A 12,364-nucleotide genomic window follows, 5' to 3' on the forward strand; every position below is an offset into this window, starting at 1 on the left:
GTAGTCTTCTTTTTTACTGCTCCAAACTATCCTTCAATTCCTTCTTCACTTTCGCTAAACTGCTCTCATCAAGTTGATAGTAGTAAATATTATTGATCCGTGTGCCTGTTCCCTTTAGCTCGTGCTGTTTCACATTTTGTCTTGCATCACGATAATCATTCATCATCGTCCACATGTCGTCAAAGGACATATTGGTTTTCATGTTGTTTTCAACGACTTTAAACATATCGCCGAATTTCGTAATAGATGAAATGTTAGCGCCTTTTGCAATGATGCCTTCAATGACTTGACGCTGTCTTTGCTGACGGCCGAAATCACCTTTAGGATCTTGCTTTCTCATTCTTGTATAGGCAAGGGCTTGATCGCCGTTCAGGTTAATTTCTCCTGTACCAAATGAATGGCCATCATAGCTGAAAGCAAACGTGCTGTTCACCGTAATGCCGCCAAGTGTATCCACAATGTCTTTAAAACTTTCCATATTCACTTTTACAAAGTAATCTACAGGTACATCAAGCAGTTCCTCTACTGTATCTGCAGCCATTTGTGTACCGCCGAAAGCGTAGGAGTGGTTGATTTTATCCATTGTGCCTTTTCCGACAATTTTTGTATACGTATCACGGGGGATACTCACCATCTCAGTTGTTTTCGTTTTCGGATTCACTGTCATGTATATTAATGTATCTGCACGGCCTCGGTCATTCTTTCTTTCATCGACACCCATGACTAAAATGGAGATCGGGTCTTTTTTACTTAAATCGACATCTTTGTCACGCTTATCTGACTTCTTTAAGTTCTCTTGAATGCCTGCGACAGTTGATGCGGCTGTATTCCAAAGATGATAGGCATAGCCGCCCGTTACCAATACAAACAAGCCAATAATAGATAAAATAATCCAAAGTGCTTTTTTCTTATTTCTTTTTCTCTCTGCTCTCATTCTGTCCCTCACCTTTTCTATGATTCTTCCATGATTATAGGTTTACGAATCTTGATAAACAAGTTATTTTTTTACTCTGAACCTAGATATAGACGTTGTAACAAAAAAAAGGTTTCAAAAAACCTTAAATTTACCTTAAAATATTAAGTTATAAGACGATACAAAGACATGAGGTGAAAAAAATGAAGAAAATCGTCGTTTTACCGTTCTTAATACTACTACTAGGTATCGTGCTCACAGCATGTGGAACGGCTGAGCAATCCTCAGGAGAAAACAAGACAAGCAGTTCAACTCCTCAGGTGCTGGAAGAAAAAGCTGAATTTATTGGAATGGCTGATGCACATACAGTCGAAGTAAAAAAAGTGAATACGACCTTAAGCTATGAATTTACGGATAATTTTAAAGATGTATTAAATGAATTTAAACCAGGTGACAAAGTAGAAATCTCTTACTTTATCAATGACAATGGTCAAAAAGAAATTCAAAAAATTGAAAAACAGAAGTAAAAAAAGATGGGCGGGATGAACAAAATTGAAGAAAACAGGCATTACACTTATCGTTCTCATGACAATGACACTACTAATTGCACCTTTTCAGTCTGCCATGGCCAGCTCGACAATTTCAGTGAAATTGTCTAATTATATCGGAAACAAAACAAGCATGGATATTTCAACAACTGGGGAATACAAGTTGTCAGGATCCAATGTTGCTGTGACGAAAAGATATGAGGGGAATAATAGATACGAAGTAGCCAATAGTATTGCTGATGCTGGCTGGAAGAATCCATCAACTATCGTTGTCGTAAATAAGGATGCTTTCGATCATGCAATGACCGTTTCTCCATTGGCTTATAAATTAAATTCACCAATTCTTTATTCTGGTGCTGCGAAGCTAACAAAAGCAACTGAGAACCAAATTAAAAAAATGAAACCCGATAACATCTTAATCATTGGGAATACAAAAAGTATTTCGTCTACAACTGAGAAAACCTTAAAAAAGTACGGGAAGATTAGAAGAATAAGTGGAAAAGATAAATTTGAAATATCTCAAAAAGTAGCCAAAGAGATGGGGAGTTATAAGCAGGCAATTGTTGCTGGTGGGGCTTCCTTTATGAATGGGACATCCATGATCTCTTATGCAGCTAGAAATGGGTATCCAATCTTATTAACAAAGAAAAATTCAATTCCGACTTATAAGATTCCTAGTAAGGTAATTGTAGTTGGAAGTACAAAAAGCATTAGCGAAAAAGTAGAAAAACAATTAAAAAAGACTTCACAAGTTACACGAATCAGTGGTGAAAACCGCTATGAACTTTCAGTTAACATCATCAAGAAATTAAAGTTAAATGTAGATAAAGTATATCTTGCTAAAGGTTCTAGCTCAAAATATGCAATTCCTATGTCACTTTTAGCAGCGAAAAATAATCGTACTATGATTTATGTCAAAAAAGATTCTTTCTCTTCTTCTTTAAAGAAACTTTTAAAAGAAAACGGCACACATACATATCATATAGCAGGCAGTTCAAGTGTGCTTTCAGATACGCTCAAAAACGCTTTAGCCAAACAAGTCTATCTGAAAAAAAATCAAAACTACCAATTGAATATTTCTAACGGAAAAATTTCATTAAAAGGCATTAAGACATATAACACAGTAAGAGTTGTTCCTGAGAAATATTCAACCAAAAATGTCCTTCAAATCGCAGGGAAGCCTTACTTAGGTAACGTCAACTTTGCTATTGAATCAGGATATATCAGGCCGACTAATGAAAATATTCCATTTGAAGACTATCTAAAAGGTGTTGTGCCAAACGAAATGCCTGCAAGCTGGCATGTTGAGGCATTAAAAGCACAAGCGGTTGCCGCTAGAACGTATTCAGTGAAAAGTATTGGAAAAGTCGTACCTGATACAACAGCCTTCCAAGTATATGGAGGATATAACTGGTACACAAATTCGACAAAAGCTGTTGATGCCACAAAAGGCAAGGTTCTAAAATACAACAATCAACTTATTTCAGCCACCTATTATTCTAGTAATGGTGGATACACTGAGGCGAGTGAAGAAGTATGGGGAAATGCACTGCCATACTTAGTCGCCAAGCAGGACACAAAAGATCCTGTCAATGCGTGGACACTGAAGTTGTCTAAAAAGCAATTAGGCACTACGTTGACTGCAAGTACAGCAGCTTCTGAGTGGTCTAAGGCAAAAGAAGCCAATGCTGCCGACCTTGCTGGTCTAAAATCATGGCTGTTGAAAAATAAAGAAGCAGCTGCATCTGACATGAGAATTGCATCTATTTCAAGCCTGACATTCTCAGGAAAAACAAAAGGTCAGCGTGCGAAGACCGTTTCAATCAAGCTGAATTACCATCTGAAAAACAAAACAGGTACGTATACAGTGAACAAAAGTACAACGGCAAGTATGAAAATGACAGAGTTTAGAACAGTCATGGGCGCAACAAAGGTGAAAAGTACGTTTGCGTCAGTAAAGAATAATACAAATGATTTCACGATTTCAGGAAAAGGTTATGGTCACGGCATTGGGATGAGTCAATACGGCGCCAAAGCTAGAGCTGAATCTGGAAACTCGTATTCTTCTATACTTTCGTTCTACTATCCAGGTACAAAACTAACAAATTATTAAAGTTAAGGGAGGACACAGAAGATGCGCTCAATGATTAAAACAGCCATCCTCAGCCTCATCGCCATTTTCATTATTGTTCCAACAGCTTCAGCGGACAATTCTGTATCACGAATAGATGGGGGAAATCGTTACTCTTTATCTGTCAATGTGGCGAAAAAAGGTTGGGGAACAGCGAATACCGTTGTGCTAGTAGGGAAAAAAGCTTACGCTGATGCAACAGCAGCTGTCCCTTTAGCGTATCAACATAATGCGCCAGTTCTTTTTACAAATAGTAAAAACCTTTCATCAGAAACGAAGAAAGGATTAACGTCATTAAAAGCGAAAAATGTGATTGCGATTGGAACGACGGCAAGTGTTTCAAATAATGTCATCAATCAAGTAAAAAAACTAGGGATTTCAACAAAACGAATTACGGGAAAGAACAGATATGAAATCTCTACGAATATTGCAAAGCAAATGAAAAAACCAGCTGGTGTAGTGGTTGTAGAAGGTCATTCGTATGCGCATGGGATTGCGATTGCGCCATATGCTGCACAAAAAGGTTTCCCAATTTTATATACAGATAAAAAGGGACTTCGTTCTGAAATTTCAACTTTCGCAAAAGCTAGTAATATTAAGCAAACAATTGTGATTGGCGGCGAATCGTATGTTACCAAAGCAGCATACAACAAGCTAAAGTCGCCAACGAGAATAAAGGGCGCTAACCGCTATGATATTGCAGCAAAGATTGTGAATAAGTATAAACTAAGTACGAGCAATACGTATGTCGCGAGAGGATTTGGTTATGCCTCTGCACCAGCAGCTGCTGGAATTGCAGCGAAAGAAAAGAAAGCTCTTTTATTAACAAATGAGAAAACTCTGCCTGTCCATACTCGGTCAATTATCGGCAGTAAAAACATATCGAAATTCACAGTAGTCGGAAATTCAACGACAGTGACGAATACTGTAGCATCTCAATTAAAGAACCCAGTTGTAGGTAAAAAAGTATTTCTTGACCCTGGCCATGGTGCTCAAGATTCTGGTGCTGTAGGATATGGTCTTTATGAGAAAAATTTAAACTTAGACGTAGCGAAGAGAGTGAACACTAAACTGAAAAATGCTGGTGCACTCACTACCATGTCAAGAACATCAGACACATTCGACAGTCTTCAAACACGGGTGAGCAAAGGTGCGTCAGCAAATGCAGATATCTTCATCAGTGTCCATGCGAACTCAAATGATAATAGCAGTGCAAATGGAACTGAAACATATTATGACAAAACATATGCGGCAACAAACAGCTTGAAGCTCGCGCAAAATATTCAGCCTAAAATGGTCAGTGCATTAGGCACAAGAGACCGTGGCGTGAAGACAGCTGCCTTCTACGTCATTAAATATTCTAAGATGCCAAGTGTTCTCTTAGAAACTGGTTTTGTTTCCAGTCCAGTTGATTCAAATATTTTGAAATCCGCTACTTATAAAGATCGATTGGCGTCAGGTATTTCAAGCGGTGTTTCAGGCTATTTTAGATAAGAAAACATACAGATGAGGGGTGCCGAAGATACACCTCTTAGGCTGCTCGAGAAACGACTCTCGGCAGCCTTTTTTAAAAGTACATGAAGTGTTTCCGGGTTCCAGGATGAAGGGTTCAAAACCAAGGAGGTTGACTTCATGCGTTCTTATATCAAATGTTTTGTTTTGATTGTGGTTTCACTATGTTTGTATGCACCATCAGCATTTGCGCAGCACAATGTATCGAAAATTGAGGGAAGTAATCGATATGAGGTGGCAGTTAACGCTGCAAAACGAGGCTGGTCGACAGCACCTACAGTTGTTTTAGTAGGCGGTGAAGCTTATGCTGATGCGCTAAGTGCTGTGCCGTATGCCTTTCAGCAAGGAGCCCCAGTGCTGTTAACGAATACTAGCAGTCTTTCAGGTGCAACTAAGTCAGGTCTTCAGCAGTTGAAAACGAAGCGTGTTATCATTCTTGGCGGAACCGCAAGTATTTCGCAAAAAGTCGTAGCGCAGCTAAAAGCAATGAATCTATCCGTATCGCGAATACAAGGAAAGAATCGATATGAATTGGCGGCAAACGTTGCTAAGCAAATGAAGAGTGCTGATACAGCTGTGATTGTGAATGGTTCTGCTTATGCAGACGCTGTGGCGATTGCTCCGTATGCTGCAAAACAGGGCTTTCCTATTTTATTAACCGATGCAAAGGGGCTGCGGCAGGAAACAGCCAATCTATTAAAAAGCAAAGCGGTGAAACGGACGATTGCGATTGGCGGGGAAACAAGTGTCAATCAAGCAGCCTATCAAAAACTGCCATCACCCGTGAGAATCAGCGGAGCCAATCGGTATGAAGTGGCAGCCCGAATTGCGAACACATACCCAATGAAGACAACCCAAACGTATATGAGTAACGGCTATGCATATGCCGATGCGGCAGCTGCGGCAAGTACGGCAGCCAAGCAAGGGCAAACCCTTCTTCTTACAGACGCTCAATCAGTGCCAGATGCGATTCGTCGTGTCATTGGGTCTAAAAAGATTTCAACATTTACAGTGTTGGGCGGAACATCAACCATACGAACCAGTGTGATCACACAGCTGAAAAATCATGTGTTAGGTGAAACCATCTTTATTGATCCAGGTCATGGTGCACAGGATGCTGGAGCGGTAGGAAATGGGCTGTTTGAAAAAAATGTTAATCTGGATGTCGCGTTAAAACTGCAAGCAAGGCTCAAACAAGCGGGTGCGCTGACGGTCATGTCTAGAACATCTGATACATTTGATTCCTTGCAAACACGTGTAAGCAAAGGATCACAGGCTGGTGCGGATGTGTTCATCAGCATCCATGCCAATGCAAATGATCATAGCGGTGCAAATGGAACAGAAACGTATTATGATGCGACGTATGCTTCGGCCAATAGTTTAAAGCTGGCACAAAAGGTACAGCCCCAGATGGTGAAAGCCCTTGGCACAAGAGATCGCGGTGTGAAAACAGCAGGATTCTACGTGATCAAGTATTCAAAAATGCCCAGCATCTTGCTTGAAACGGGGTTCGTAACCAGTCCGATTGATGCCAGTATATTAAAATCAACGACTGCCAAGGAGCGACTGGCTTCAGGAATCGCAGCAGGTGTATCTCAATATTTTGAATAAAATAGATCGGATGAATGATATGTCAAGTTAAAAATACATTTCATTTCAGGTTATTTTTGTTATAATCGAAACATAGAGGGTGGATTTTTCACGTATTTGCCTTCCAATGACAGCAAATCGACAAATCATGAAGAGGTGACGATCTTGAAAAAATTAATCACAATGCCGTTTTTAGTCTTACTTCTAGGTGTAATGCTCACAGCATGCGGCACATCAAATCAGTCAAACGATAACAATACGGATAACAGCAAAAAAGAAACAACTGAAGCAGCAGATCAAAAGAAAGAAAATGCAACAGATGAAAAGACGGAAGACAAGTCTGCAAGTGAAAAAGCAGATGATGAAAGCAAAGAAACAGCTGCTCAAACAGAAGACCAAGCAGGTCAATCTGATGAAGATGCAAAAGAAAGCTCAAGTAAGGAAATCACAAAAGAAGAAACGACAAATGATCAGTCAAAAGCTGAATCTAAAACAAAAAAAGAATCTACAACGAAGAAAAATGAAGTCACCAAAGAAGGCACATATGTCGGTTTGGCTGATGGACATACAATTGCTGTCAACATTGATGGAAAAGAAGTAGCCATTCAATTCGGAAATACATTTTCTAAACAAGTGAACAGCCTAAAAGAAGAATCAAAAGTGAAAGTAACGTATACAAAAGATGCAAACGGAACGCTTAGACTGAAGACGATCGAATCCGTAAAGGCAAAATAAAAAAAGACACGTAGACCCGCAGATATGCGGGTCTTTTTTACGTTTAAAAGGGCATAACTTGATATAAGGGCACATTCTTAACACACTTTTACAAGACTTAACAGCCCATTTACATTTGCTTAATGTTGCTCTGCTAAACTGACTTTCATAGAACATCTCTTTACACAACAACTACTTTGAATGGTGAGGTGCAGGTCAGTGAGCGCAGAGAAAGCGATGAACCTTTACAGAGAATATGAAGTGAGACGAAACCACTCTTTTGCTTTAACAGAACATATGGTTCGATATTTATTTGCAAAACGTTTCATAGATGTCGTGTTCTCGTTCATCGGATTGATGTTGAGTACGCCAATCATTTTACTGTTTGCCCTTTTAATTAAGCTAGAAACACCAGGGCCAGCCTTTTATATGCAGGAAAGGGTCGGAAAAGACGGTGTCTACTTTAAATTATGGAAGCTCAGATCGATGAGAACCAACGCAGAAAGCGGAGGAGCGAAATGGGCGCAAAAAAATGACCCTCGTATCACCAAAGTGGGGGCATTCATCAGAAAAACAAGAATTGATGAACTGCCGCAATTTATCAACGTGTTAAAAGGAGAAATGAGTATTGTAGGTCCACGTCCTGAAAGACCAATGTTTACTGCCGAATTTAATCGGACGATTCCAGGCTTTACAAAAAGACTGACAGTGAAGCCGGGGCTGACAGGTCTCGCTCAAGTAAATGGGGGATATGAAATGAGTCCAAGTGAAAAATTATCACACGACTTACAGTATATTCAAGACTTGACATTTTCTCTCGACACGAAGATTATGGTAAAAACGTTAAAAGTCATCGTGACTGGTGACGGAGCCAGATAAGTAAAGTAGGGAAGAGAAATGGCAAGTATGAAAAATCGCCTGCTGGGCGGAGCAAAATGGACAAGCTTGTCCGCATTGATCATTACCATCATCCAAATTGCACAGTTCGCCTTTTTAGGAAACGTAATGTCACTGAAAGAATTTGGACTCGTTGGCATGATCACAACTGTCACAATATTTACACAGATTTTACTTGATCTAGGCATCGGTGCTGCGATCATTCAAAAGGAACAAACGACAGAACGTCAGTTATCTACATTATATTGGATCAACTTGCTGACGGGGATTCTCTTGTTTTGTGTATTGATCCTCGCAAGTCCCTTGATTGCCGCCTTTTATGCCAGACCTGAGCTAGAAGGCTTGCTCAAATTATTATCAATCATGTTTCTCATTGCACCAATTGGTCAGCAATACCAATATATGATGCAGAAAGATTTAGCCTTTAAAACCTTAAGTACGATTGAGACGATAGCAACGATCATTTCATTGATTGTTCTACTCATCCTAGCCTTTTTTATCAATCCAATTGTGGCCTATGTGATCTCTCAAGTACTGCTTCAATCAGGAAAAGGACTCATGTATGCAGCGGCTTATTGGAAGAAGTGGCGCCCAGCACCCGTTTTCGCATTAGGGGAAGTGAAAGAGTTTTTCTCCTTCGGGGCTTTCCAGCTTGCGTCAAGACTCGTCAATCGGGCAGGTTCAAACATCGACATGATTTTAATAGGACGGTTTCTTGGAGCAGAGGCTTTAGGGATTTACAGCCTGGCTTATCAAATCGTCACAATTCCGGTGCTGAAAATTAACCCGATTGTGACGAGAGTGGCTTTCCCAGTTTTCGCAAAAAGTCAGCGTGATCACTCTAGGCTGCGTGAGGGCTTCCTCAGCATGACGAATATGCTTGCACTCATTAGTTTTCCACTACTCATCGGTCTTGCTGCCGTATCAGATAGCTTTATAGAAGTGGTGTTTGGAGAGAAATGGCTAGTGGCGGTCCCGGTTTTGAATATTTTGTGCATTGTCGGTCTACTTCGTGTGCTGATGAATCCAAATGGTTCCATCCTTCTTGCAAAAGGAAGAGCTGACTTAGCTTTTTATTGGGATACAGGCATGCTCATCGTATATGGATGCGCCTTATATGCAGGAGTCCATACTGGCAGTCTATTGTCTGTAGCTTGGGTCTACTCAGGGGTCAGCCTGCTGAACTTCATTGTCGGCAGGTGGCTGATGGCTTATGTCATTCAGCTAGATATGAAGGTGTATGTAAAATCACTCGTAAAGCCTGCTGTCATGACGCTGTTAATGGCCGCCTGCGCAGTGGCTGTTCATCAAGGGATGAAGCTGATATCAGCGGATATATTGCTTCAATTACTACTGACGATTGGTTTAAGTGCGGCTTTATATAGCTTGCTGCTTGTCAAAATGTATCCGCAGATGGCAGGGAAATTATGGAGAAGAGGTCGTTCGTCATGAAGGTGCTATGGCTGACAAGTGTATATCCTAGTGAAAAACATCCAAGTGAAGGCGTCTTCCATGAAACGCAAGTGCAGGAGCTGGTCAAACAGGGCGTAGAAGTGAGTGTGATTTGTCCTACTCCTGTCAATCCGCCCATCTTACGGATGCTTAAAGTTTCCTATCGTCAGAGAAAAGATCTTCCCGAGCAGGAAGTGAGGTGCGGCGTGCCGGTTTACAGACCGCCCTATACAGCGCTGCCTGGACAGCTAAAATGGGCTCAGCCGAGTAAACGAATCGCAGCTTCTGTCCTGCGCACAATGGAGCGTTATGAACTGTCACCGGATTTCATCCATGCGCACTTTGCCATGCCGTCTGGTGGCGCAGCAGCTGTGATCAAAAAGGAAGCAAACATCCCTTATCTTCTGACCTTACACGGCAGTGATGTGAACGTCTATCCAACCTATAGCCAAGGGGCGCTTGCAGCCTTTAAAGCAGCAGTAAAACAGGCGTCTGCTGTTCTCACGGTGAGTGAAGAGCTGGCAAAGAAAACACATGACATGACAGAGGTGGATGCGCAATGCCTCCCGCTTGGAATTCCGCTCAAGTCATTTTCTAGAACACCAGGGGATCAAACAGCCATCAGAAAGCAGATTGGTTTACCGCTTCACGACAAGCTCGTCGTTTTTGTCGGCCGTTTAGTCAAAGAGAAAGGTTTGCTTGAATTAGCGGAAGCTGTCAGCGGGATGGAGGGTGTAAAAGCCGTCTTTGTCGGAAAAGGCCCCCTCGCAAAGGAGCTAGCCGAACGGGCGGGAGAATCCATTATACTCCCGGGGCAGGTGCCGAATGAACAAGTCAAACATTATTTAATGGCAGCTGACCTGTTTGTCCTTCCATCCTACAGTGAAGGAATGCCGACTGTCGTCCTTGAGGCGCTCGCTTTAAAACTGCCTGTCATCGCAACACGGGTTGGTGGTCTCCCGTCACTATTTTCTATCTATCAACATCTGCTCATTGAACCGCGTTCAACGAGTCAGCTAAAAGAAGCGATTCACGCTTATCTTTATGAAAACAGATGGAACGAGCAAGTGAAGAACGATCTTCTCCACATCGTCCATACAGATTATTCATCATCACATAATGCTAAGCTCCTGATTCAGCAATATGAAAAGGTGCAGAATCAATCAACATCCACCGTTTAAACAGGATGAAATGTGCAAAGACTGATAGATAAACAGTTTGGAACGACCAATATGCTTTTACTGAGAGGATGAAACATGTTGAAGAAAATTGCTGTGATTGGAACAGGATATGTCGGGTTAGTATCGGGTACTTGTTTTGCTGATATCGGAAATCGCGTCATTTGTTGTGACATCGACGAATCAAAAATCAACAGCTTAAAAAGCGGTCTCGTTCCAATTTATGAACCGGGCTTAAAGGAATTGATTGAGAAGAATACAGAAGAAGGAAGATTGTGTTTTACAACCAATATTCCCGCTGCAATTCGAGAATCAGAGATTATTTATATTGCTGTAGGAACACCAATGACACCTCAGGGGGAAGCGGATTTAACATTCGTGAAAGCTGTGGCTCAAACGGTTGGGGAACACCTGAATGGCTACAAAATCATCGTGAATAAGAGCACAGTGCCGGTTGGAACAGGACGTCTTGTTCAAGCCATTGTTCAAAAGGCTTCACGCAGTAAATATCCATTTGACGTCGTCTCCAATCCAGAGTTTCTGCGGGAAGGTTCAGCTATTCAAGATACGATGAATATGGAGAGAGCGGTGATTGGCTCTACAAGCTCACATGCATCCACGATCATTAAAAAATTGCATGATCCGTTTCAAACAGAGGTGGTTGAGACCAATCTAGAAAGTGCAGAAATGATTAAGTATGCGGCAAATGCCATGCTCGCCACAAAAATCTCATTCATCAATGACATTGCGAACATTTGCGAGAGAGTTGGTGCTGATGTGGAAAAAGTCAGCGAAGGCGTTGGGTTAGACAGCCGGATCGGGCATAAATTTTTAAAAGCAGGTATTGGATTTGGTGGTTCTTGTTTCCCAAAAGATACGATGGCTCTTCTCAAAATTGCCGAAACAGCTGGCTACCGGTTCAAGCTGATCGAATCTGTCATTGAAACAAACAACCACCAAAGAGCCCATCTTGTCAGCAAACTGATGAGTGTGTTCGGTGATATTAAAGGAAAAACGATTTCCGTTTTAGGGCTCGCATTTAAACCAAATACAAACGATATGCGTTCAGCGCCAGCACTAGATATTATCCCAATGCTGAGAGAGCTCGGAGCTTTTGTCAAAGCCTATGATCCAATTGCTTATGTAGAAGCAGAAAGAGAGCTTGGCCCGCAGGCGGTCTTCAGCAATGATCTCTATGAAACAGTGAAAGATACAGATGCTTGTCTCATCTTAACGGAATGGGATGACGTACAGAAGATGGATAAGGATCAGATCAAGCAGCTGCTTCGTTCTCCCATTTTAATTGATGGAAGGAATTTGTTTGATCCAGCAGAAATGAAAGAGAGAGGATTTATTTACCAGTCCATCGGCCGCCCAGGCGTATGGGAAACAGAATTGGTATCGAAGGCACAATAATAGGGGGAACTTG

10 protein-coding genes are annotated in these 12,364 nt (G+C 41.4%); 9 read left to right on the plus strand and 1 reads right to left on the minus strand.

Going from position 1 to position 12,364, the window contains the following annotated elements; translation table 11 throughout:
- Nucleotides 1-13: 13 nt before the first annotated feature.
- Nucleotides 14-934: a polyisoprenyl-teichoic acid--peptidoglycan teichoic acid transferase TagU gene (gene tagU / locus ACTJJD_RS08375; protein WP_440608291.1), complete on the minus strand. Its 921-nt coding sequence runs from the start codon at nucleotides 932-934 to the stop codon at nucleotides 14-16.
- A 182-nt stretch (nucleotides 935-1,116) separates the two neighbouring features.
- Here tagU and ACTJJD_RS08380 point away from each other — a divergent pair, with 182 nt between their 5' ends.
- From ACTJJD_RS08380 to tuaD, 9 genes are all read left to right on the plus strand, one after another.
- Nucleotides 1,117-1,440, plus strand: a complete 324-nt coding sequence (locus ACTJJD_RS08380; RefSeq protein ID WP_024719258.1) for a hypothetical protein — start codon at nucleotides 1,117-1,119, stop codon at nucleotides 1,438-1,440.
- Between the two features lie 25 nt (nucleotides 1,441-1,465).
- Entirely contained in the window at nucleotides 1,466-3,574 is a 2,109-nt protein-coding gene (locus ACTJJD_RS08385) for a SpoIID/LytB domain-containing protein (RefSeq protein WP_440600239.1), read from the plus strand.
- Between the two features lie 21 nt (nucleotides 3,575-3,595).
- The gene (locus tag ACTJJD_RS08390) at nucleotides 3,596-5,086 is read left to right on the plus strand and encodes an N-acetylmuramoyl-L-alanine amidase (RefSeq protein ID WP_073412878.1); all 1,491 of its coding nucleotides are present in this window, start codon (nucleotides 3,596-3,598) and stop codon (nucleotides 5,084-5,086) included.
- Between the two features lie 138 nt (nucleotides 5,087-5,224).
- Nucleotides 5,225-6,715, plus strand: coding sequence for an N-acetylmuramoyl-L-alanine amidase (locus ACTJJD_RS08395; protein ID WP_440600240.1), 1,491 nt, complete (start codon nucleotides 5,225-5,227; stop codon nucleotides 6,713-6,715).
- A gap of 144 nt (nucleotides 6,716-6,859) precedes the next feature.
- Nucleotides 6,860-7,429, plus strand: a complete 570-nt coding sequence (locus ACTJJD_RS08400; protein WP_019743577.1) for a hypothetical protein — start codon at nucleotides 6,860-6,862, stop codon at nucleotides 7,427-7,429.
- Between the two features lie 198 nt (nucleotides 7,430-7,627).
- Nucleotides 7,628-8,287: a sugar transferase gene (locus ACTJJD_RS08405; RefSeq protein ID WP_440600241.1), complete on the plus strand. Its 660-nt coding sequence runs from the start codon at nucleotides 7,628-7,630 to the stop codon at nucleotides 8,285-8,287.
- A gap of 18 nt (nucleotides 8,288-8,305) precedes the next feature.
- The gene (gene tuaB / locus ACTJJD_RS08410) at nucleotides 8,306-9,757 is read left to right on the plus strand and encodes a teichuronic acid biosynthesis protein TuaB (RefSeq protein ID WP_440608292.1); all 1,452 of its coding nucleotides are present in this window, start codon (nucleotides 8,306-8,308) and stop codon (nucleotides 9,755-9,757) included.
- A complete protein-coding gene (tuaC, locus tag ACTJJD_RS08415) occupies nucleotides 9,754-10,938 on the plus strand; it encodes a teichuronic acid biosynthesis protein TuaC (protein ID WP_440608293.1) in 1,185 nt (394 codons plus the stop codon). The genes tuaB and tuaC overlap by 4 nt, the downstream gene beginning before the upstream one ends.
- 75 nt (nucleotides 10,939-11,013) lie before the next feature.
- Entirely contained in the window at nucleotides 11,014-12,351 is a 1,338-nt protein-coding gene (gene tuaD / locus ACTJJD_RS08420) for a UDP-glucose 6-dehydrogenase TuaD (RefSeq protein WP_008348289.1), read from the plus strand.
- Nucleotides 12,352-12,364 lie beyond the last annotated feature (13 nt).

It is taken from the genome of Bacillus sp. 22446 (assembly GCF_052044955.1).
Lineage (GTDB): Bacteria > Bacillota > Bacilli > Bacillales > Bacillaceae > Bacillus > Bacillus altitudinis.